We start from the raw sequence: 25,764 nt of genomic DNA, 5'->3' as shown, positions 1-25,764 counted from the left end.
AATGATTGTAACGCAAAAGGCGGAAAAAACACTAATTCCTTTTGAAAACCGCATTAAACAAAACTACTTTTTCTGGATATCCATCTTTATCTGCGTATTATAGTCCATGTAATGCGAATACCTATCGTTGAGCATCCATAAAATTTGAATTTTTGCATTATTTCCCGCTCCTCTGATGGCATATGGTCGTACATTATCTTTCTCAGAGTTTGAGGTTATTGCGGTTTCTGTCCATGTTTTTCCTGCATCTGAAGATTCAGATTTGAAGATTTCAAAAACATCACCAACAGGTCTTGAATAATAAACTACATTGGTGTTTTCATGGTCTAGGTATATTCCACCAGAATAATGCGGTTCTGGCTCACGCAGTTCTTTTGTCTTATTATATCTTGGAAACCATGAACCGGCCTCAGAGATTTTAGAATTCACCCATTTTTTTCCGTCCCATTTGGCATAATAATATTGGTGTTTGGATTCTTCTGGTAACCTAGAATAAACCATTACTGGATAACCTTTCTCATCTTCTGCAATATCCCAAATCCACGCTCTGCTACCGTTATGGCTTTGTTTAAATTCTTCAGGAGAATCATATACCACATCGCATGCTTCATGTTTTATAGGTAAAGATTCCATGGTACCCACTAGAGTTCCGTCTGCTTTATAAAACTTTCCAGCTTTATATTTTAAATAGTAGATACTGTTTAATGGCTCATTTCTAGGGTGTCCGTCTGTAAACGCAAAATTAATTTCGTCCTTGCCGTTGCTTGAAACTTTGACATACGGTCTTATACCGCTGTCAAAATCTGATTTTACCAGAGCAAAAACTTCAGACCAAGTTTGTCCAAAATCGTCTGTGTAGGCAAAAGTAGGTTTATAATCTCCTCCTCTCCAGAAAAGGTATATCCTATTATTCTCTTCTGAGAGCATCACTGGGTTTGAGTAACAAAACTTCATAGGGCCTTCGGAATTTTTAGTGAGCCTTTTTTGTGGCTCCCAAGAGCTAATGTCCTCAGGGTTTGTCGTGGTCGCGTAAGTGATAGCAGGCTCCTTTTCTCCTTTACCCAGTCTAGAGTGAGCGGAGAAAAATACCATTAACCTTTTGTCGGGAAGCACTAGAAAAGAAGGATTGGCGTGGTCGTCTTTATCAAATTGAGGAGAAATATTTACTTCTTTGGTTTGGCCAGTGGTTTGATTATGACTGGCCACCATAATGCTGCCATCTGCTGCTACCCAGCCAGCATAAATTTTATCGTTTAACTGTATCGCTCTAGGGTCAGAAAACCAGCACCAAGCTCCGTCTTTGGTCATGGTGTCAAAAGAGCTGGAATTTTGAGCCGAAAGGCATAAAGAGAAAAGGAAGAATCCTAAAATAGAAACAGAGAAGACTTTCATTTATTACTTATGGTTGAATTGAAGCCCTTAATCTACCAATATGTTTTAGCAAAATTAAATGAACAACCATTTTTAGAACATAAAAAAAACGCAGAGCCGTTAGGCTCCGCGTTCATTTATAAATTGAGTTTGCTCAAAAACGAATTAAAGCGTTTTAAGTAATGCTTCGTTAAGTCTTACATAATCCATGTTACCCGCTTTTTGAGCAAGTTCCAACGATGCTTTAGCGGCGACAGTTGCGGCAGCTTTATTTCCTGCTTTGGCGTTTGCCTTAGCTAAAAGATGTCTTACCCAGTAAGCATCAGGTTGAGCGTCTGCAGCTTTTTTAGCCCACTCTACTGTTTTAGTGATGTCTTTACCATTATCGAAGTAATAACTTGCAGCAGCATAATACGGCTTGTTATCTTTATTCATGACGTTGTCAATTTGACTCATGATATTAGAATCGATATCTGCTGTTACTGAAATAGTAGCCATTTTGTTGGCCCAAAGAATATCAATATTGGCAGAGTTGTTAGTCACATTGCTCACCATGATGGTAAATGTTTCAACATCAAAAGGAAGAGAGATAGCACTGGCCGTGAAGCTAGCTACCACACTTTCGTCTGTGAAGGTTGGAAGGCTAGTACCTTCTTTGCAAAGCATTACTTCCCATGAAGATTTTCCAGGAACCGTAATAACAGAATATTTGCCAGCTTTAACGGCTTTTCCACCAACAGTTACGTCTTGGCCAAAAGAGAATGTCGTAGCACCATTTGCTCCTGTTCTCCATTTTTCGCCGTAAGGCACTAAACCACCAAAAATAGTACGGCCTTTCATGGACGGACGAGAGTAGTTAATTTCGATGCTTGATAAAGCAAATTCTTGTGTGATAGTCTGACCTGTACTTGGGGCAGGAGTTTTAAGATTTTGAGCTGTGACAGATAGAGAGAAAAGCACAGCAAAACCTAGTAGTAAGTTTTTCATTGGTTTTGAATTTATATTATTTTTTAAATCAATTCAAAGGTAGTAAAATGAAGTGTGAGGTTGCATGACAATGGACATTAAATGATTTTAAAGATTTGCGATTATCAAATCAATTCTTTTTAAGATTGTTTCTTAAAGTTTTGGCTCGTTTATCTTCTCCATCATGGCTCCAACCCGGTGCCATAAATAGGTATCTTAACTTATCAGAAAATTTATCGGCTCTTTTAATGTCTTGGCAGATAGCGGCATACTCGTGACCAGCGACCTTTAATGGGTGATGCGTTTCTATATTTACGGTAAGACCATAAACGGGTTTTTCATGCTCCAGCTCTTCTGAGAAAGTGCCAAATAACCTATCCCAGATAATTAAAACACCGGCATGGTTGCGATCCAAATACCGGATATTGGAAGCGTGATGCACCCTGTGATGTGAAGGTGTATTAAAAATGGCTTCGTACCATTTAGGTAATTTTTGAACCAACTCGGTATGTACAAAAAACTGGTATAGGAGACTAAGCGAAATCATGGTGAAAATCATCAATGGGTCAAAACCCAGCAGTGGCAGCCAAAGCCAAAAGAAAAATTTATGGACTCTTTCGCCCACGCCTTGCCTCAGAGCCGTTCCAAAATTCATGTAAACAGAGGAATGATGAGGCACATGACCAGCCCAGAAAAACCTAACTTCATGGTTTAGCCTATGAAACCAATAATAACTAAAATCGTCTAAAAGAAAAAGAAGTATCCACGCCCACCACTGACGCTGAACAATATCTTTTAAAGGGCTTATTTCGTGAAGTAAAAGGAATACCATAAAGGCAAATAGTTTCGGTAAAAACTCCACAATACTACTAAAAATACCCATGGAAATAGAAACCCAGAAGTCCTTTCTATGGTAAAGGTTTGGGAGTTTTTCTTTCGCAAAAAGATATTCCACGGCTGCGGAAACTAAGAAAAGGGGAATGGCAAATAGTAGTAATTTGTCGTTTTGGAGTTCAAGAAGAGCGGCTTGAAAATTCATTTTTGATAGGGTCTTTATCAAAAATAGCGTTTTAGGAAGAAACTATACTTCCTAAAACGCTAAAACATTATGGCTTGACCTCTCTAAGAAGTATCTAATGCACAGAATCTTACAATTTTAATTTCGGGGGTAAAACATATATTCTATTTCTTCTCAAAAATCAGATAATAGCCGCCATCTCTAGGGTGACTGTTTTCATCTCTGAAGTTTCCAATTCTTAGTTCGCCATTATCAGAGAAGGCAAAATCTGTAGCGGTGTCTAGTTGCGTTAAAAAACGCGTTTCGCAATTCATCAAATTTTCTGGACCTGCCATTTTAGTACTTCCAATGGCACCGGTTTTTATTTTACCTGTTCTGTTTTTGTCGTCAAAAGAAATGACCTCTAAAGACCCAAAATAGGTATTAATTACAGAGTTGCCTCCAAAAGAATACTTGCCGCCATCCTTGCTTATTTTTAGTGTGAGTGGCTCATGTTTTTCTACCTCCCAGCCACATGGTGTATCTATGGCATCGCTTAAGAAAACGTTCTTTAAAACCCATTCTCCAGCCAAATCTTCCTTTATAGCCACGTCAACTTTTTCGCAAGAATCTAGTTGTGTCATAAGTAAACCGATGATAAGAAAAGCAACTTTATTTAACATGATATTTTATTTTTATTCTTAGACGCTTATCCACTCCAAAAGGTTGTATGGACAATTTTACTGATACCCCGCAGCCTGTAGATTGAAGAGTTCTGCATAGAGAGTATCATTAGCCATAAGCTCTTCATGCGTGCCTATTTCTAGAGAAAACTGTTGATAAAGTCTCAGAGAGCATTTAAAAATGTTATACATTGTATTACTATTAATAACACCACTTCTATAAAATGAGGAAAAGATTTATTCTTCTTTTACAATTTACATTATTCAGCATTTCCACAGCGGCTTATTCGCAGAAAAGCAATCAAGATGTTTCTGAAATTAGTATTCGGGCAACGAATTTTAATCTTTGCAACAATGAGGTTTCTAATTTAAGTGTTTCTAGTTCAAAAGATTACAGTAGATATGACTGGTACAGGAATGGCTTATTTATCGAAAGTTCTTTGGCTCCAATAATTCAAATAAGTAGAGGAGGTGATTATCTCGTAAAGGTTAAGTTCCAAGAGACTTTCATGACATCTAATGAAATAAGGATTGAAGACTGTGCTATTGAAGTTAAAAAAGAGGCGTCAGAGCGTTTTTTGAAAACGAATAACACTAGTTCGGAAAGGTCAATTTTAACAAATAATTATACGACATGTGCAGGTAGAGATTCAGTAGATTTATGGGTTTCGCCTATTTCTCTTGGCGAAACTTATCAGTGGTATATGACAAATTCCACTGGAGGCTTTTCTCCCATGGCCGGAGAAACAGATTCACTTCTTAGAACTAACCAATCTGCGGGTTATAGGGTCTTGATTTCAAATGGCTCAGGGGCTAATTATTCTGAGCTATTCTGGCTTTATTCTAGGGCACATATTAGATTTTTGGACGATATGGGCGAACTATATACTACTAAAAATGTAAATCCGAATGATTCAGTAAACCTGTTTGTGGAGGTTTATGGACCTCAACTTCCATTTCCCTTTATTGTAGAGCAATTAAGTGATTATAGTTATGAATATACGGCTACTACGTCCCCATTTGAATTAAAGTTATCAAGCCCTTTCAATGCATCATTTTATGCGAGAGGGTTAAATGCTAGTAATGAATGCGGTGGCACCGATACTTTTGGTGGGCATAGTTTAATTGTAGATTCTGATACAAAAATTGTGAAGGACAGTGTTGCATCTACAAATGTGTGTGCAGGGGAAATGATAGATTTTTGGTATGAATTGGAGGGTACTTTAAGGGATGTTAATAATGAAATCTTGGTACTTATATCCAGTAATATTAATGGAGGGACTAATGCTGATTTCTTTGAAAGTCCTGGACAGATACAAATACCCTCGAATGCACAATTAAATGAAGAATACTCCATTAGGTTATCTGGTAGAACGCCATATATACCTCACAGAATTTCTGAACATAAGTTAAAAGTCACCCAATTAGGTTGTTTTCCAGAGGCCGTAATAAGAGCCTCATCAGGCCCTTATATATGTGATGGAAATTATTTACATGTCAGTTATATTAATCAACCAGGACTTTCTTATCAATGGTTTAAAGATGGTAGTATTATAGAAGGGGCAACTTATAGTCACTATCAGCCAACCTTGAGTGGTTCCTATCATGTTCATGTTTTTAATAGCTCTGGATATGATTCAAACTCTAGACCATTTTCTATTTCTAAGATAGAACTTGAAAGTAAACTCGATGTATCTCAATACAAGAATTCTGACAATTCTATTAATACTGTTCTTAATGCAACTCCAAAAGGAAACAGTTACGCCTATACTTGGTATTTTGATGACGACTCTAGGAGTAGTTATGATAAAATGATTGGCCATACTGCAGACTCACTTAATGCTTTCTTTCAAGGTTATTACCAGGTGGGTATAAAAAGGGACTTTTGCAGTAAAAGGTCTAGGGTATTTAAATATAACAAACAGGAGAATGTTACTTTTTTCGACTCAAATGGTGATATTTCGACGACCATTGTTCCTGGAGATTCTGTGGAATTTGAAATAAAATTTGGCTCAAATATTGGACCGTTTGAGGCGGTGGTTAGTAGTAAGGAAGGAGAGATTAATTTATTTTCTATGAAAAACCCTATAAGGTTTAAAGCCGCTCCCAGATTTAGCACTAGCTTTCAACTTGAATTGGCGAAGTCTGGATTGGGAGAGATAGAATCTCTTTTATATAATTTTGTAAATATCAATGTTGAAAGGGTAACGCCTGATTTTACTTTTGTTACACCGACGTCATTAGATGTTTGCCAAGGAGAAAATGTTGAAGTTTTTATTAACCAAACGGGTAATTGGCCTGATGATTATTTTTTAGGTGTTTATAGAAAGATTGGTATCGGGGGAAGCAGCAAGGCGTATGATTGGCCAGAAGGAAATTCAGTAAGATTTGAAATTCCTGCCTACTCAAGTGTTGGTCAACAGGTTAGCATAGGGTTAAAGCCTGATTTCGGCTCTTATGCTCTGAAAACATCTAACTTTAAGTTTAATGTAATTTCTGAAGGTTGTTTTTCTTCTGATGCTGTTCTGATTAATTTGACTGAAAAGGATAGCTGCAATATAGAGAACAAGCTTTCCGCTTTTCCTAAGTCAGGGGATTCTTACCAGTGGTTTAAGGATGGTCTTTTAGTTGAAACTTCGAATTCTTCCTATTTGGATGTTCATAGTTCAGGAGAATACTTGGTGAAGGTTATTAAAGGTTCCATTATTCTAACCAGTAATACTCTAAATTATGCCTCTAAATATGGTAATAATCTTTCGGCTTCAATAACCTACTCTGCAGGTGGTGATTTCTGCTCTAATTCAGGAAGTGCAATATTAGATTTAAATTCAGATTACCTTTTTCCTAACACTACCTTTTCTTGGTTGGGTTCTGTAAATGGTAATAAATCACTTTCACCTTTAGCTGCGAATAACCCACAATGGATCGTAACCAAACCTGGAGTCTATGGTTTGTTAATTGAGAATGGAGGGTGTACTTATTTTAAAGAATTTCAGACATGCGATATTCTAATAGACTTTGACTCTGTTTCGCTTTGTAAAAACGAAAATTTTGCTGTGAAACTTAAAGTAAGTGATAACCTCCCTTATAAAACGGATACTTTGACACTACAGATATTTAATGCTCAATCAGGGGTTTTACTTGATGAAAAGTTGAAAAGAATTATTAGGAAGCCATATTACCCTAATGTTGATTTTTATACTTGGGATTTTAAAATATTGGAATCATGGCCTTCTGGAAATTATCGATTTCGTATAAAAAATAATGGAGCTAACGGATCAGAAAGCTCTGGAGTCTTAACAATTAAAGCTGAAACGGTAAGTGAGGTTAAAATTCAATCAAGTTCCGATTATACCCTTGATGGTGACCCAATCAGTATCGAGGTATTAGGGTGTCAATCAAGTAAGATAAAATGGAATAATGGAGGCGATGGAAGTGAGATTATTGTTTACCCTATATCGCCAACCCGTTATGAGGTGTTATGCGAAAGTGATATTTGTAGCAATCAAATCCTTAGAAAAACTATACACGAAGATTGCGATCCCTTTGAAGCTAACAATACTTATAAGGAGGCTATTAAAATAAGTCAATCAGATTATATTAGTGGCATCCTTTGTTTAGATCATATAGATGACGAAGATTGGTTTATCTGGTTTTATAATGGGAAACCATATTATTTTAGAATTCGGCTTGACGATACATTTGGTTCATACCCTGTGAATACTTATTTCGTTAAATTAAAAGTAGTTTCAGGTGTTTTAGAGTTTGAAACTGTTGGAACTCAAGCTGGTCAATACCTTTATAGCCCAATAGAGCTTTACGACTCCGATATGAAAACGATGTTGGCACATGCTCGATTTAATAAAGGTTATGGTTTCTCAAAAGTCACATATATCCTGCCGCAACTTAATTGTGTTGATTTTATTCACACTCACTCTAGTGTTTTTGATGTGAAAGCAGGTGAGAATATATCACATAAAGCAGAAAAAATAATTGGGAGTAATAAGATAAGTGATAATTCGGAGAGCTCACTTCTTGGTATCAAATCGATAACGCTAAACCCTGGTTTTGAAACCGAGATTATCAATATGGGCAGCTTTGAGGCTTCCATAGAAGGTTGTCCAGAATAGTTTACTGATACCCCGCAGCCTGTAGATTGAAGAGTTCTGCATAGAGAGTATCATTAGCCATAAGCTCTTCATGCGTGCCTATTTCTAGCACTTTGCCATCTTTTAAAACCATGATACGGTCTGCCATTCTTACGGTGCTAAATCTGTGGGAGATGATGACGGCGGTTTTTCCTTTGGTCAAACCTATGAATCGCTGAAAGGCTTCAAATTCCGCTCTGGCATCTAGGGCTGAGGTAGGCTCATCTAGAATTAAGACTTTGGCATCTTTCATATAGGCCCTCGCCAAAGCTATTTTTTGCCACTGTCCGCCAGAAAGGTCTTTCCCGTTTTTGAAACGTCTTCCTAACTGCTGGTCTAAGCCAGAAGGCATTTCGTCAATCACCTGATTTGCCAAACTTTTTTCAGCGGCGTTTTCTAATTGATTTACGTTTTCTATTTGGTCAATTTTCCCAACCGCCACATTTTCTCTAATGGTCAGTTCATATTTAACAAAGTCCTGAAAAATCACACCAAAATATTGCTGATAAGCGGCTCTGTCGTATTTTTTGATGTCAATTCCTTCTAGTAAGATTTGACCCTCCGTAGGGTCGTAAAACCTTAAAAGAAGTTTTATTAAAGTCGTTTTTCCTGCTCCATTTTCTCCTACAAAAGCCAGTTTCTCATTAGCCAATAGGTTGAAGTTGATACCTCTCACCACCCATCTTTCTGAGTTGGGATAATGAAACCCTACATTTTTAAATTCGAAACCAGTTTTGATTTCGTTAGGTAAGGGCAAATGTTCATCATGGCCAGTCTCTTCATTTTTAATGTCTAAAAACTCGAAGTAGTCTTTTAAGTAAAGAGAGCTTTCTGTGATTTGGGTGAAACGCGTAAAGAAGCCTTGTAACTTGTTCCGAAGACTACTGAATGAACCTGATAAGAAGGTTAAATCTCCAATGGTTAGTACACCAGCCACGGTTCTCATAAGAATCAAAACATATGCTCCATAATAGGCTCCAGTGCCCAAGACATTAAAAACTGAACCCCAAGAGGCTCGCTGAATAGATAGTTTTTTATTTGCTTCGTAATATTTGTCAGACAAGATTTTAAATCTATTTGCCAGATAATCTGCCAGTCCAAAAAGTTTCACTTCTTTGGCGGTTACGTCCGATGCACCCGCATAGCGGAGGTAATCAAGCTCACGGCGTTCAGAAGTCCAGCTACGCGATAAGGAATAACTAGTTCCACTAAATTTGATTTCGTTGATAACCGTCGGGATAATGGAAACCACTAGGAGCACAATTAGCCAAGGCTCAAAAACCACCAAACCTGTTAGCAATGAAACAATGACAATGACATCCTGCGTTTGCGTCAAAATATTCGACATCAAACCCACTCTGTTAGTGGTTTGGCGTCTAGCTCTTTCTAGTTTGTCGTAAAATTCAGCGTCTTCTAGTTGTTCTAAATTTAGCTCAGCGGTTTTCTGTATGAGTTCTACAGATGATGCATTGGAATATTGGTCACCTAAAAGAGCGTCTGTAAGGTTAACGCCTCGTTTTAAAAGGTCCGATAAGACAGCAAGGCCTAATTCTACGCCTACTAAAATCCAAAGTTGTTTGAGGTCTTTTTCAGGTAGGCTTACTTGTAGAATAACTTCGTCAATTATCATTTTACCTACCCAAAGCATCAAAACGGGTGTAACGGCGTCAATGAGTCGTGAAAAGATATTGAAGAAAAAGAGTAGTGGACTTACTTCTTTTACTTTCTTGAAAAACCTTGGAACGTATCTTAAAGCTTCAAAGCTTTCTTTGAAGTTGAATGATTTCGGTTTTAATGTTTTTATTGATGGAGGGGCCATAGGTTTTAAAACCACTTTTTGGACTTTATAATTCCTATAAAAATGGAAGTGCTAGGTGACTATTAATATTAGCTATATCCACCTAAGCGAATACATGAAAAATAGCCTCTTTTTTTGGGCATAACAGTTTAAAAAGAGCTTTTGAAGTGAATCTTATAAGTCACTGGTAGCGAGAAGGTTAGTTAAAATATTGATAGGGTTATTTATTTTTCAATTGTCTACTTTTTGTCCACCCCCAAACTCTTTATTTTTTAAATTTATTGGTTTAATTTACTTCTGTAAATGTAAAATCAACCTTTCAAAGGGCTACTAAAATATGCAGCCTGAGAAATAAACAATACAACTCGGACTTTATGAAACGAGCCATGAAAACGAATTGCAATCGTTTTAAAACTTTTGCATTCAACAAAATTTTCGTACTAGTTTTTCTACTAGTATGTCAAAGTGCAATTTTAAAGGCCACCGTATGGCATGTTAAAACCTTCGCCTCTGGTACCGCTTCGGGTGATAGCTGGACTAATGCTTCAGGAAGTTTGCAAGGAATGATCAATGGAGCCACCGCTGGTGATACCATTTGGGTGGCGGCAGGAACGTATTTGCCCACATTGGCACCAAATGGGGTGAGTACAAACACGCGTGACAAATCGTTTTACCTTTCAAAAGACCTCAAAATATTTGGTGGTTTTACAGGTGCTATTAGTGAAACCGATTTAGGCGATCGTGATTGGGCAGCGAATGTAACCACCCTAAGCGGTGATTTGGGAACGCTTAATAATAATACCGATAATTCTTATCATGTTTTTATCACAGCTAATTTGACCTATGCTGCTATCATTGATGGCTTTACCATTAAAGGCGGTAATGCCAATGGAAGTTCTGCTGGTCTTACGTTTGCCACTTACAGCTATAGAAGAGATGTCTGTGGTGGAATAGACAATGTATTATCTTCCCCAACCATTAGAAACCTTATTATCACAGCTAATTACGGCACCTATGCCGGTGGTATGTATAATCTCAATGCTTCGCCAAAAATCATTAATACAGTATTTTGGGCAAACTCCTCCACAGAAGGTGCTGGAATGTATAACAATACCTCTAATACTACCGTCACAAATTGCACTTTTTATGGGAATACTTCCTCAGGTAATTATGGCGGAATATTTAGTGGTAGCTCAAATATATCCATCATCAACTCTATTTTTCAGGGAAACTCTCAGGCAGGGTCAATCAGTGTGGCTGGGGCAGATATTGGAGGTAGCTCACATACGGTTACTTATTCTAAGACCCAACAAAATAGTTCTTACAGCAGCGGTACAGGAATCATTAATAACCAAGACCCGCTTTTTGAAGATACGGCTAATGGCAATTTTGCTTTAAGTGCAGGTTCACCGGCTATTGATATAGGAAATAATACAGCATGGACTAATACTGGTTTAAATACAGATATATTGGGCAATGTACGTCCGCAAAACGGTACTGTAGATATAGGAGCATTTGAATTTAATGTGGCAGTTACTCCAATTCTATATGTAGACAAAGATGCAACAGGTGGAGCTAATAATGGAACCTCATGGGCAAATGCCTACACAAATCTGCAAGATGCTATAGATGCTACTGCAATTGGAAATCAAGTTTGGGTAGCGGAAGGGACCTATTATCCCACTGCTTCTCCAGACGGTATTCCTACAAACACCAAAGACCAGGCGTTTCATTTCGATAAGGACATTGAAATTTATGGGGGATTTGCAGGCACTGAAACTCAGCTTTCACAACGAATTTGGAATTTACATAAAACTATACTTAGTGGAGATTTTAAAGGTGATGATGAAGTATCTGCCAGTGGAGCAACACTTTCTATAAGTAATAATACGGAGAATGCTTACCATGTGATGATTACTGCTAATTTAACAAATGCGGCAATTATCGATGGCTTTACCATAACAGGTGGAAGTGCAAATGGTTCTACATTTGGGTATATCACCTACGCTTTAAAAAACTTTTATTTTGACGGTGGCGGGGGCATGGTCAATATTTCTTCTTCTCCAAACATTGCCAATTTAACCTTCATTGGAAATGCTGCAGATGATGGTGGTGGTATTTTTAATTATGACTCGTCATCTCCTATAATTACAAATTCGAATTTTTCTCATAATTTGGCAGACGATGATGGCGGCGGAGGGTTATTTAATTCGAATTCTTCTCCCATTATTATAAATTCGATTTTCTCAGGAAATTCTGCGGATAATTCTGATGGTGGTGGGATTTATAATGAAGATTCATCCTCGCCGATTATTACAAATACTACTTTTTCTGGAAATTCTGCAGACAATGGCGGGGGAATTTATAATTCTTCTTCTTCTCCTGCTATCGTCAATTCTATTTTTTGGGATAACTCCCAAAATGGAAGCAATATTGTGGCAGGGGCAGACATTTACAATTTTGGTTCTAACCCTTCAGTAACTTATTCCCTAACCCAAAAAAATAGTGTTCACAGCACCGGTACAGGTATCATCAATGATCAAAACCCACTTTTTATAGATGCTTTCAATGGTGATTTTCGCCTATTAAACGGCTCCCCCGCTTTAGACGTTGGAGATAATAGTGCTTGGACTGCAACTGGCCTTAGCACTGATATAGCTGGCAGTGTTCGTCCTCAAAATGAAATAGTAGATATTGGAGCTTATGAGGGTGCAGTTCTGGTAGAAAGAGTATTTGTGGATAAAGACGCCACAAATGGCAATAAAGATGGTTTATCATGGGCAAATGCATATCTCAATCTACAAGATGCCATTGATAATCCTTTTCATTCCACTGAAATTTGGGTAGCAGAAGGCACTTATTATCCCACCATTACAACTGATACCGTATATACCGGTTCAACAAGTTCTCTAGACCCTCGAGACAAAGCTTTTCTAATATCAAGTAATATTCATATTTATGGTGGCTTTGTTGGTAACGAAACAGAATTATCACAAAGAGACTGGGAAGCACATGAAACCATTCTTAGTGGCGATTTTAATAATAACGATTTCATTAGTGGGAATGGTTCAAGCCTTAGTATTGCTAATAATACAGATAACGCTTATCATGTAATTCTAGTAACTACGGCTACTTCGTCTATTTTAGATGGATTTACCGTTAAAGGCGGGAACGCCAATGGACCTAGTAGAACATACCTGGATAACATGCAGTTTTTAAGAGGTCAGGGAGGAGGGATTTACGTTAATATTGGCCAAATTCAATTATTGAATCTAATCATAAAGGGTAATTATGCTACGGATGGTGGAGGGGGCGTACTCATTAATTCGAATTCAGGCAGTACTGTTCTTACCAATGTAAAAGTGTTGAAAAACGAGAATGATGGCGTTCGAACCGAATCGGCACTTACCATTAGTAGTTCCTCGTTTTCAGGAAATAAGGGAAGAGGAATTTACCTCGATGGTGCCATCAATTCTATTATTCGGAATTCCATATTTTCGGAGAATTCTAGTACCGGAGTTTACTGTAATCTTTCGACTACCACATTTACTAATAATACCTTTTACGGCAATTCGGGCTCCTCTGGAGGAGGAATTCATACCAAAAATAAGGCAAGTGTCATCAAAAACTGTATTTTCTGGAATAATACAGTAGGTGGTTCAAATAGCAGTTCAGGTTCTGACATATTCTATGAATATACTTTTTCAGACCAAATTCCTACGGTAGCATATTGCCTCACACAAGCAGGAAGTGAATTTAGCTCTGGAACGGGGATTATCAATAACCAAGACCCGCGTTTTATGGACCAGGATGGAGGTGATTTTAGAATTTTGGTAGGCTCGCCAGTCATAGATGTAGGAGATAATGCCGCCATCAGTGGGGTAAGTACAGATTTTGCTGGCAATGCCAGGATACAAAACTCCATTGTAGACTTGGGTGCCTATGAAGGAGCTATAGTTCTTGAAGTGATGTATGTAAATAAAAACGTAAGCGGTGGTGCAAACAATGGAAGATCATGGGCTAACGCCTATGTAGATTTACAAGATGCTATTGACAATCCTAATGGAACCACTGAAATTTGGGTAGCGGCAGGTACGTATTTGCCTACAGATGCACCAGACGGAACAACTTCTACTGGAGTTTCAGATAGAAATAACGCCTTTCACCTGGCCAGCGATATGAAAATATATGGTGGTTTTAACGGTACTGAAACTATGCTATCTGAACGGGATTGGCTAGTTCATAAAACCATACTTAGTGGCGATTTTAAAGATGATGATGTAGTTTCTGGTAGTGGATCAACACTTTCTATTCCCAATAATTCGGAAAATGCTTACCATGTGATGATTACTGGTAATTTAACAAATGCGACAATTATCAATGGCTTTACCATAAAAGGTGGAAATGCAGATGGTTCTGGAAACATCAGCTTTGCATCAAAAACCTTTAGTAGGTTCATAGGCGGGGGGATGTATAACGAAGCTTCAAGTCCTAGCATCAATCAGGTTACTTTTTTAAGGAATTATGGTCAATATGGCGGTGGTTTGTATAATTCGGGAACAGCAGAGATAATGAATGCCAATTTTATCGAAAATCTAGCAGAACAAGGAGGTGGCTTATTTAATAAAATCTTAGATTCAAAAATTAGCAATTGTATTTTCTATGCTAATTCTGCAAGTAATTGGGGCGGCGGAATGGTGATTTGGAGTTCTTCGCCAATGATTGTTAACAATACATTTGTGGCTAATTCGGGTGGTTCATCTGGTGGTGCGATACTTAACTACAATACGTCCGCTCCAAAAATCATCAGTAGTATTTTTTGGGATAATGTAAAAAATGGAGCTCAAAATTCCCAAGGAGCAGATATTGCCAATAGTAATGAAACCCCCGTGCCTATTGTAACTTATTGCCTCACCCAACAAAATAGCCTGTATAGCTCTGGTACTGGTATCATCAACAATCAAAACCCACTTTTTGTAAATGCGGCGAATGGAGACTTTAGGTTGACGGGTTGCTCTCCAGCAATAAATGCCGGAGATAATGCAGCATGGACGACCACAGGTCTTACTACGGATGCGGCAGGAAATACAAGGCCTTTTGGGATAAGTGTAGTGGATATGGGGGCTTATGAATACCAAGGAAATAATCCGTTTACCAATGCCATTTATGTAAAACACGATGCTACAGGAGATAATGACGGAAGTACGTGGGCCAATGCCTATACGGACCTGCAAGATGCCATAGATAATCAGTGTGGAGATTTGGCTATTTGGGTAGCGGCAGGTACCTATTTGCCAAAAGACGCACCAGATGGTACCACCTCCACAGGCTCTTTGGATAGAAATAATGCTTTCCACTTGGCAGCCGACATGCAGCTTTATGGCGGATTCATAGGCACAGAAACCATGCTTTCAGAGCGGGATTGGAAAATAAATGAAACCATTCTAAGTGGCGACATTGATAATGCTACTGAACCAGATGATGTATCTGGAAGTGGGAGTACACTCTCCATTACAGGAAATTCAGGAAATGCTTTCCATGTGCTGATAACGGTTAATTTAACAGCGGCAGCCGTTATTGATGGATTTACAATAAAAGGTGGAAATGCGTATGGAAGTGGTTTTTTTACCTATCAATCTAAACGATTTTATCGCAATGTTGGAGGCGGAATGTATAACTCCTACTCTTTACCAACGATTATCAATGCTACCTTTACGAATAATAATGCAAACAATAATGGCGGCGGAATGGAGAACGACTACTCTTTACCAACGATTACCAATGCTACCTTTACGAATAATAATGCAAACTATATTGGCGGCGGAATGGATAACTACTACTCTTCGCCAACGCTTACCAATGCTACTTTTACGAATAATAATGCACGTTATGGCGGCGGAATGGATAACGACAACTCCTCGCCAACGATTACCAATGCTACCTTTACGAATAATAATGCAAACGATGATGGCGGCGGAATGTATAACTACAACTCCTCCTCGCCAACGATTACCAATGCTACCTTTACGACTAATAATGCAGGTTTTGGCGGCGGAATGTATAACTCCCGCTCCTCCTCGCCAACGATTACCAATGCTACCTTTACGACTAATAATGCAAACTATAATGGCGGCGGAATACGTAACCACTCCTCCTCCCCAACAATTACGAACAGCATCATTTGGGATAATGGAAGTACTGAAGTAACTAATAATTATAGTAGTACGCCAATCTTTAAAAATTCCATTATAAAAGGCAGTGGCGGTAGTGGAGCATGGATTTCAAGTTTTGGTACAGATAATGGCGGTAATTTAGATATAGACCCCCAATTCCTAAATGCCGCCAATGGCTTTCTACAATTAAAATGCAACTCCCCCGCCATTAATACAGGTACCGCCACAGGAGCACCCACGGATGACATCACCGGTTTTAGCAGAGTAGGGCTGCCAGACATGGGAGCATATGAGTATGGGCAGGCGGTGGTAGATATTCAAATACCCAATGGAACCAATCCAAGCCTAAACGGAATGCCCATTTTAAAAGCCAACAGCCAAATCCTAAACACCAATAATGTGCTCTACCAAGGCAGCAATAATGTGCAGCTTTTACCGGGCTTTTCTGTCGCTCCTGCATCTGGGCAGGCTACTGTTTTTAGGGCGGAGATTGGGGGTGGGTGTCCTTAACCTTAAGGGCTTTATTTCAATGACGTATAATATTTTCAGACAAGGTGTTTTATTGAGCTTTTGAAGCTCATTTCGGGTTAATATTTTTTTTTAGAATGCTTAGCCTACCACTCCATAAAAAAAAGGATTTTAATTATTAGTTCCTTTCTGAAGAAATTAGTTTAGAGTTTTGAATTGATACACTGTAATCGTAAACAGTTTATTAAAAAATTGCAAACTACTTGTACCATGAATTTTGCCTTGAAAACAAAGAAAAGTTTATTAAATCCTATCGCTTTCAAAAACCTAATAGCCTTGGTTTTTTTAATTCTATGTCACAGTTCAATTGCTATGGCAACGGTTCGGTATGTAGACATTGACGCCACCGGTGGAGCTAATAATGGCACATCTTGGGCCGATGCCTACACCGACTTACAAGACGCCATAGATGCCGCGGCTGTAAATGACGAAATTTGGGTAGCTGCCGGCATCTATATTCCCTCAGATGCTCCTGATGGCACTATTTCCACTGGCCCAACAGATAGAAACAACGCTTTTCATCTTAATAAAAACATCAAAATCTATGGTGGTTTTAAAGGAGTTTTGGCGGAAACCCAACTCTCTGACCGTGATTGGACAAGCAACGTTACCATTCTTAGCGGAAAATTGAATGCAACTGATTCTTCCTATCATGTACTCGTTACCGCTAATCTTAACAATACCGCGGTTATAGATGGCTTTACCATTACTGCAGGAAATGCCAATGGAAGTTTAATTATTGGTTACAGCGGTTGGAGCTTTGAAAGGCTTACGGGGGGTGGTATGATTAATAGAAATTCTTCCCCAATCGTTAGAAATATTACCTTCACCGGAAATTCAGCTGAAATTGGCGGAGCGATGTATAACTTTGATTCTTCACCATATCTTATCAATTCTTTGTTCTATGGTAACATAGCTTCTAATTCAGCCGGAGCGGTATATAATCGTACTTTGCATGAAAGCTCGTCCATTTCCATACTAACAGTTACCAATTGTACTTTTTCTGGTAATTCGGGGGCCAATACGGCAGGAGCGATTCGTAACCACTTCAATTACACTTCCTTTGTTACTAATACTATTTTTTGGAATAACACAAAACTGGGGCAGACTAATCTTGAAGGAGCGGATATTGACAATAGTGGCCAAGGTACTAACTCAGCAACAGTTACATATAGTATTACCCAAGAAAATAGCACATCCAGCACTGGAACGGGCATTATCAACAACCAAGACCCTCTCTTTATAGATGCCGCCAATGGAGACCTTAGGTTATTGCCAGGCTCACCAGCTTTAGATGCTGGAGAACCAACCTCTCTTACAACCCCAATGGACGCTTGGACGCTTACGGGCTTAACAACAGACATAGGTGGAAACTCACGTCCCCAAAATACTACCGTGGATCTGGGGACTTTTGAAGGGGCAGATTGGCCACCTGTCATAAGTTCTTTTACTCCATTAACTGCCGAGCCAGGGGACGCCGTTACTATAACAGGCATAGTATTCAGCACAACTCCAGCTAACAATATTGTGTTTTTCGGAGCTACTCAGGCCACAGTAACGGCCGCCTCCGCCACCAGCCTTACCGTAACCGTACCTACGGGTGCTACTTATGCACCCATTACCGTTTTAAACACTGAAACCACTTTAGCCTGCTTTAGTGGTAGTAATTTTACACCGGTATTTAGCCCCGCCAAAACAGCTATTACCGCTGACGACTTCTTACCCAAACAAGATTTTACGACAGATAATTCTCTTCAGTCTGTGGCCATAGGCGATTTGGATGGGGATGGTAAGCCGGAATTAGTAGTGGCGAATTACAGTTCAAATTCAGTTTCCATTTTTCGAAATACCTCCAGTAGTGGGAGTATAAGCAGTGGAAGTTTTGCTGCCAAACAAGATTTTACGACAGGCATTTACCCTATTTCAGTAGCCATAGGCGATTTGGATGGGGATGGTAAGCCGGAATTAGTAGTGGCAAATTACAGTTCAAATTCAGTTTCCGTATTTCGAAATATCTCCAATAGTGGTAGTATAAACAGTGGAAGTTTTGCCGCCAAACAAGATTTCACTACAGATACTTCTCCTTATTCAGTAGCCATAGGCGATTTGGATGGGGATGGTAAGCCGGAATTAGTAGTGTCGAATTACAGTTCAAATTCAGTTTCCGTTTTTCGAAATACCTCCAGTGGTGGTAGTATAAACAGTGGAAGTTTCGCTGCCAAACAAGATTTCACAACGGGCAGTTACCCTCGATCTGTAGCTATAGGCGATTTGGATGGGGACGGTAAGCCGGAATTAGTAGTGGCGGATTACAATTCAAATTCAGTTTCTGTATTACGGAATACCTCCAGTAGTGGTAGTATAAACAGTGGAAGTTTCGCTGCCAAACAAGATTTCACAACGGGCAGTTACCCTTATTCAGTAGCTATAGGCGATTTGGATGGAGATGGTAAGCCCGACTTGGCAATAGCTAATTCAAATTCAAATTCTGTATCCGTATTTCGAAATACCTCCAGTAGTGGCAGTATAAGCAGTGGAAGTTTTGCTGCCAAAAAAGATTTCACTACAGGCAGAGCCCCTATTTCAGTAGCCATAGGCGATTTGGATGGAGATGGTAAGCCGGAATTAGTAGTGGCAAATTACAGTTCAAATTCAGTTTCCGTATTTCGAAATATCTCCAGTAGTGGGAGTATAAGCAGTGGAAGTTTTGCTGCCAAACAAGATTTCACTACAGATACTTCTCCTTATTCAGTAGCCATAGGCGATTTGGATGGGGATGGTAAGCCCGACTTGGCAATAGCTAACTTAAATTCAAGTTCTGTATCAGTATTACGAAATGCGGCTAATAATGCAGATTTATCCGCCTTAGCAATTTCCCAAGGTAGCTTTAGCCCTACTTTTGATGCCGCATCTACTACTTATACAGCTACGGTAAGTAACCCTGCCAATGATAATGTAATCACCATAAGCCCAACGCTCGCAGATGCCAATGCTTCCGTGACGGTAAATGGCGTAGCTGTCAATAGCGGAAATGCCTCAGGTAATATCAATTTAAACGTTGGTAATAATGTTATTGTCGTAGAAGTAACCGCCGAAAATGGCTCTACTAAAACCTATACCATCACTGTAACATTTGAAGGGGCAGATTGGCCACCTGTCATAAGTTCTTTTACTCCATTAACTGCCGAGCCAGGGGACGCCGTAACTATAACAGGGATAGCATTTAGTAGTACCCCTGCTAATAATATTGTGTTTTTTGGAGCTACTCAGGCCACGGTAACGGCTGCCACCGCCACCAGCCTTACCGTAATCGTACCTACGGGTGCTACTTATGCACCCATTACCGTTTTAAACACTGAAACCACTTTAGCCTGCTTTAGTGGTAGTAATTTTACACCGGTATTTAGCCCCCCCAAAACAGGTATTACCGCTGACGACTTCTTACCCAAACAAGATTTTGCGACAGATACTTCTCCTTATTCTGTAGCCATAGGCGATTTGGATGGGGACGGTAAACCCGATTTGGTAATAGCCAATATAGGTTCAAATTCTGTATCTGTATTACGGAATACCTCCAGTAGTGGCAGTATAAGCAGTGGAAGTTTTGCTGCCAAACAAGATTTTACGACAGGCAGCTACCCTTATTCTGTAGCCATAGGCGATTTGGATGGGGATGGTAAGCCGGAATTAGTAGTGGCGAATTACTTTTCAAATTCAGTTTCGGTATTTCGGAATACCTCCAGTAGTGGCAGTATAAGCAGTGGGAGTTTTACTGCCAAACAAGATTTCACAACGGGCAGTTACCCTAAATCAGTAGCAATAGGCGATTTGGATGGAGATGGTAAGCCCGACTTGGCAATAGCCAATTATGGTTCACATATTCTATCTGTATTACGAAATACCTCCAGTAGTGGGAGTATAAGCAGTAGTAGCTTTGCTGCCAAACAAGATTTCACTACGGGCAATTTCCCTTTGTCAGTAGCCATAGGCGATTTGGATGGAGATGGTAAACCCGATTTGGCAATAGCCAATTCAAATTCTGTATCTGTATTACGAAATACCTCCAGTAGTGGGAGTATAAGCGTTGGAAGTTTTGCTGCCAAACAAGATTTCACTACAGATACTTCTCCTTATTCAGTAGCCATAGGCGATTTGGATGGAGATGGTAAGCCCGATTTGGCAATAACCAATTCATCAAATTCTGTATCTGTATTTCGAAATACCTCCAGTAGTGGCAGTATAAACAGTGGAAGTTTTGCTGCCAAACAAGATTTTATCACAGGTACTTCTCCTCAGTCTGTAGCCATAGGCGATTTGGATGGAGATGGTAAGCCGGAATTAGTAGTGGTGAATTACAGTTCAAATTCTGTATCTGTGTTACGGAATACCTCTAGTAGTGGCAGTTTAAACAGTGGAAGTTTTGCTGCCAAACAAGATTTTACCACAGGTACTTCTCCTGAGTCTGTAGCCATAGGCGATTTAGATGGAGATGGTAAACCCGATTTGGCAATAGCCAATTCAAATTCTGCTACCATATTACGAAATGCGAACAGTAATGCGGACTTATCAGCCTTGGCAATTTCGCAAGGAAGCTTAAGTCCTACTTTTGATGCCTCAACTCCTACTTATACAGCTACGGTAAGTAACCCTGCCAATAATAATGTAATTACCATAAGCCCATCGCACGCAGATGCCAATGCTTCCGTGACGGTAAATGGCGTAGCTGTCAATAGCGGAAATGCCTCAGGTAACATCAATTTAAACGTTGGTGATAATGTTATTGCCGTAGAAGTAACCGCCGAAAATGGCTCTACTAAAACCTATACCATCACTGTAACATTTACCGAATATATTACTATAGGTGACGTAAGGGTAACCCAGCCTACCTGCGGCACACCTTCAGGGACTATAGTAATAACCGCTGAAACTCAAGCCCCAGGAGCTCTGGAATACAGTAATGACGGTGGTTCTAATTACCAATCCAGTAACACATTCTCGGGTCTTGTCCCTGGGTCTTATACGATTATTGTTCAAGAAGTAGGTACTACCAATAATCTAGCTTACGCAAGCAACCCAGTAGAAATCATCTCACCATCCTATACAAATGCCATTTATGTAGATATTGACGCCACCGGAAATAATGATGGTTCTTCATGGACAGATGCTTATACCGACCTCCAAGTTGCCATAGATAACCAATGCGGCAGCTTGGATATTTGGGTGGCAGCGGGAACGTACTTCCCAACTTCTTCACCAGATGGCTTATCTACAGACCTACGCGATAAAAGTTTTCACTTGGACTCAGATAGGAAAATCTACGGTGGTTTTGAAGGAGATGAGACCATGCTTTCAGAACGTGATTGGGTAAATAATAAAACCATACTAAGTGGTGATTTTAATAATGACGACGTGGTTACAGGAAGTGGTACCAGCCTATCATTTAGCGGAAACACGGAGAATGCTTACCATGTAATTATAACTGCAAATCTAACTTCTGCGGCGATAATTGATGGTTTTACCATCGAAGGTGGTCACTCTAATGGCTCTGAAAATTTAACTTTTGAGTCCAAAATATTTTCAAGATCAGACGGTGCTGGAATCGCTAACTCTTCTTCCATACCAAATATCGTAAATACCACTTTCACAGAAAACGCTGCGGGGGCGTTGGGAGGTGGAATGTATAATACATCCTCCTCTCCCGAAATATCAAAAACTTTCTTTTTGAATAATAAGGCAGGAAATAATGGAGGAGGTATTTATAATACTAATTCTTCTGCACCAGACATTATAAATTCGGTTTTAGCTGGAAATAATGCAGGTTTAGCTGGTGGTGGTATGTACAATACTACCTCACCACAAGACATAAAAAATTCGACATTTTTTAATAATTCAGCGGGATTTGAGGGCGGGGGCATGATCAATGTAGGCTCTTCGCCAAGCATACTAAACGCTATTTTTTGGGATAATAACCAAGGGGGTGATATAGCAATTGAAGGTGCCGGTATCCTAAGCATTGGAAGCGGCAATCCTACAGTTACCCATAGCCTGACCCAAGAAAATAGCACATACAGCACTGGAACGGGCATTATCAACAACCAAGACCCTCACTTTGTAGATGCAGTCAAAGGCTTTCTTCAATTAAAGTGTAACTCGTCAGCTATTAACGCTGGTGGAGCTGCTGAAGCTCCGTCAGTAGATATCACTGGTTTCGCAAGGGTGGGTTTACCCGACATGGGAGCTTTCGAATACGGGCAGGCGGTATTAGACTACGTAATTCCAGATGGCTTAAACCCAAACATCAGCGGTATCCCTGAAGTCAAAGCCAACAGCCAAATCCTAAACACCAATAATGTGCTCTACCAAGGCAGCAATAATGTACAGCTTTTACCGGGCTTTTCTGTCGCTCCTGCATCTGGGCAGGCTACTGTTTTTAGGGCGGAGATTGGGGGTGGGTGTCCTTAGGGATGATTAAAGTTTACTGTAAAATTATATTTAAAGCCTCTGGATAGTCATTCAGGGGCTTTTTATCATTGTCCACATTTTGTCCCAATAGAAAAAGTATACTTCTTTTTGTTTCCCCTAACATTGCCTGAAATTTAGATTTTGATGAGCCAAAAGAAGAAGAAAAAACTTAAAGATATCTTTTTGCAAAAGACCCTTTTGCAGCAGGATGTCATGGCTGAAATGGAAAGGTTGAAAGAAGAAATTAAAGGTCATTTTGAAAAGCTAAATACCAAGATTATTGATAATGAAGAACTATAACGTTCAGATTAATTAACTGTCATTAGATAGCTGTTAATCAAACAAAGCAAATCATTTAGCAAAAATGTTGAAATAGGTGGATAAGAAAGATGACCTTACATAAAATTGTTTTTAGCAATCATGAATTTGAGACCTTTTCTTCTTTTCTTTTTATTTAGTCATGGTTTGCTTTTTGCTCAAAATCAGAGCAAGATAGATTCCCTAAAATCAGCTTTTCATACTCAATTACCTTCAATAGAAAAAGCTCAGCTTTCACTGGATATAGTTAAATTTTATAGCCGTAACAATACCGACTCAACTGCCAAATATTTGGAGGTATCTAAGAATGCAGTCACCAAATATGGTACTAAAAGCATGCAAGCACGGAATAGGCTAAATTTTGCTAATTATTTACAAAACCGTGGAGATTTTGACCAAAGCATTAAGGTTAATCAAGAAGCAATTGATTTATATGAACGTATCAAAGACAACCAAGGATTGGGGTCTGCATATAACACCTTAGGCCTAACGTTTAAAAAAATAGGGAGAGACAAAAAAGGTTTAAAGTCTGTACTCGCCAAAGCTTTGCACTATTCCTTGCTCTCTAAAGACTATTATCAAAAAGCCAATGACACCAGTGGCCTTCTAAGTATATATTCTAACCTCGGCATTATTTACCGTAGCTTACACAGGTTTCCTGAAGCCGAAAAAAGTTATTTGGACGGATTGGCAATCGCCAAAGAAACGGGTCTGGACAGTTACGTGGTAGGGGTTTTGTATGCAAATCTTTCTCAAATCTATTCAGATAATTACCAGCAATACGATAAGGCAATCAGTTATTTGGAAAATGCTTTGGCCATATACCAAAAGCATGACATCTACAATTCTCAAGAGCATGTATTCAGAAACTTGGCCATTAACTACACCAAAAAGAAAGATTTTGTCAAAGCTAATTTTTACGCAGATAAGGCAGTAGAAATTGCAGAAAAGGGAAAGGATCCACATCGCATAATCAATGCTTATACAGCATTATTTCAAGCACAACATCAGGCGGGTAATAATAAAGAGGCCTATGATAATTTGTATTTTGTAAGACATTTAGAAGACAGTATAATGTCTATCGAGAAAACTGGAATTATCGCAGAAATGGATGCCAAATTTGAATCTGTGAAGAAAGAGGCTAAAATTCAAGTTTTAAGTAAAACAAATGAACTCAATAAATGGAGAATAGTAGTTCTTTTACTATTTCTGACGACCCTAGGCATATTGTATTATTCCATTCACCAAAAAAGGGGGAAAGACAAGCTGCTATTTGAAAATGAGAAAAAGATAGAGCAGGAAAAACTCAGATTTTCAGAAATAGAATTAGACATCAAAAAGAAAGAACTCACGGCTAAAATACTTCAACTGGCACACAAAAACGAGTTTCTAAATAGCCTCAAAGGAGAGATGCAGCATCTTAAAAATAATGTAGACGACTCCGTGAATAAAACCAGCCACAGAGTTAGCCGAATGATTAATAGAGATATAGAAGGTGATACGCAGTGGGCTCAGTTTTCAGAAGAATTTAGTGGTATTCATCAAGATTTTTTAAGGGCATTAACCACCAAATTTGGAAGTTTCACTAAAAGCGAAATCAGGCTCATTTCGCTTTTGAAAATGAATATGAATTCTAAAGAAATTACCGGCATTCTAGGTATAAGCGATGATGGCATTAGAAAAGCTCGCTACCGATTACGGAAAAAGATGCATCTGGAAGAGAAAGAGCTCCAGAGTTTTTTGTTGGGTTTTTCATAACCACAATTTTTTAAAACACTAAAAAGATGTCAAAAAGGCTCTGAATGTAGACTCAGAGCCTTTTTTGAATTGTCCACATTTTGTCCCATTCCAAAATCGTCGTTTCTTCATTTAAGCCTTAACCTTACCATCGCTAAGGCAAAGTCCTTCGTCTGATTTCTGCAAATTTCAATGACCAGGTGGAGGAAAGATTAAACCATAGGTTCTTAATCTAAACTCGTAAAATATGAATGTGCCCAAAATTTTAGATGCTGCCAAGCCTGATATGTTTACACATTTACAGGCTTCCATTAATTATACCATCTTAAATATGTATGATGGCAAAAAGCTAATATCAGGTTATAGCTTAAAGGTTTTTGAAGAACTTTTTGAAGGCAATTCCTTTGTTAGAATTGACCGCTCAAACTTAGTAAGCAAAGCTTTTATTATAGGATGCATCACTCGTAAAAACGGGGAATATATTTTGCTCAAAAATAAGAGCGAGCTACTAATTCCTAGAAGGCGAAGAGCCCTGCTTTTAGATAAGCACCCTAATCTTTTTACAAACCTCAAAACTGCTTAA

General features: G+C 39.0%; 12 protein-coding genes. 6 read left to right on the top strand and 6 right to left on the bottom strand.

Annotated elements, in window-relative coordinates:
* Positions 1 to 63 precede the first annotated feature (63 nt).
* From ACSBFT_RS16185 to ACSBFT_RS16165, 5 genes are all read right to left on the bottom strand, one after another.
* Positions 64 to 1,392, bottom strand: coding sequence for a BNR-4 repeat-containing protein (locus ACSBFT_RS16185; protein WP_463048265.1), 1,329 nt, complete (start codon positions 1,390 to 1,392; stop codon positions 64 to 66).
* Between the two features lie 144 nt (positions 1,393 to 1,536).
* Positions 1,537 to 2,358, bottom strand: coding sequence for a DUF2911 domain-containing protein (locus tag ACSBFT_RS16180; protein ID WP_489601461.1), 822 nt, complete (start codon positions 2,356 to 2,358; stop codon positions 1,537 to 1,539).
* A 109-nt stretch (positions 2,359 to 2,467) separates the two neighbouring features.
* Positions 2,468 to 3,376 carry a sterol desaturase family protein gene (locus ACSBFT_RS16175; RefSeq protein ID WP_489601460.1) on the bottom strand — a complete coding sequence of 303 codons (909 nt, stop codon included), beginning with the start codon at positions 3,374 to 3,376 and terminating at the stop codon, positions 2,468 to 2,470.
* 143 nt (positions 3,377 to 3,519) lie between these two features.
* Complete coding sequence (locus tag ACSBFT_RS16170; RefSeq protein ID WP_489601458.1) at positions 3,520 to 4,017, bottom strand: META domain-containing protein; 498 nt, start codon at positions 4,015 to 4,017, stop codon at positions 3,520 to 3,522.
* Between the two features lie 57 nt (positions 4,018 to 4,074).
* The gene (locus tag ACSBFT_RS16165) at positions 4,075 to 4,209 is read right to left on the bottom strand and encodes a hypothetical protein (RefSeq protein WP_489601457.1); all 135 of its coding nucleotides are present in this window, start codon (positions 4,207 to 4,209) and stop codon (positions 4,075 to 4,077) included.
* 32 nt (positions 4,210 to 4,241) lie between these two features.
* Between ACSBFT_RS16165 and ACSBFT_RS16160 the strand changes: the two genes are divergently transcribed.
* Positions 4,242 to 8,147, top strand: coding sequence for a 3-coathanger stack domain-containing protein (locus ACSBFT_RS16160; RefSeq protein ID WP_489601456.1), 3,906 nt, complete (start codon positions 4,242 to 4,244; stop codon positions 8,145 to 8,147).
* A 1-nt stretch (position 8,148) separates the two neighbouring features.
* Here the strand turns inward: ACSBFT_RS16160 and ACSBFT_RS16155 are convergent, their stop codons facing one another.
* On the bottom strand, positions 8,149 to 9,984 hold the full coding sequence (locus ACSBFT_RS16155) for an ABC transporter ATP-binding protein (RefSeq protein WP_463048271.1): 1,836 nt from the start codon (positions 9,982 to 9,984) through the stop codon (positions 8,149 to 8,151).
* A 365-nt stretch (positions 9,985 to 10,349) separates the two neighbouring features.
* Here ACSBFT_RS16155 and ACSBFT_RS16150 point away from each other — a divergent pair, with 365 nt between their 5' ends.
* From ACSBFT_RS16150 to ACSBFT_RS16130, 5 genes are all read left to right on the top strand, one after another.
* Positions 10,350 to 16,646 (top strand): choice-of-anchor Q domain-containing protein, encoded by a 6,297-nt coding sequence (locus ACSBFT_RS16150; protein WP_489601455.1) that lies wholly within the window; start codon positions 10,350 to 10,352, stop codon positions 16,644 to 16,646.
* 240 nt (positions 16,647 to 16,886) lie between these two features.
* Positions 16,887 to 23,126: an FG-GAP-like repeat-containing protein gene (locus ACSBFT_RS16145; protein WP_489601453.1), complete on the top strand. Its 6,240-nt coding sequence runs from the start codon at positions 16,887 to 16,889 to the stop codon at positions 23,124 to 23,126.
* 144 nt (positions 23,127 to 23,270) lie between these two features.
* Entirely contained in the window at positions 23,271 to 23,426 is a 156-nt protein-coding gene (locus ACSBFT_RS16140; RefSeq protein WP_489601451.1) for a hypothetical protein, read from the top strand.
* A 120-nt stretch (positions 23,427 to 23,546) separates the two neighbouring features.
* Complete coding sequence (locus ACSBFT_RS16135) at positions 23,547 to 25,202, top strand: tetratricopeptide repeat protein (RefSeq protein ID WP_489601450.1); 1,656 nt, start codon at positions 23,547 to 23,549, stop codon at positions 25,200 to 25,202.
* A 226-nt stretch (positions 25,203 to 25,428) separates the two neighbouring features.
* A complete protein-coding gene (locus ACSBFT_RS16130; protein WP_463048276.1) occupies positions 25,429 to 25,764 on the top strand; it encodes a LytTR family transcriptional regulator DNA-binding domain-containing protein in 336 nt (111 codons plus the stop codon).

This window comes from Arcticibacterium sp. SM2516 (genome assembly GCF_057914865.1).
This window is presented reverse-complemented; position numbering and strand designations above follow the sequence as displayed.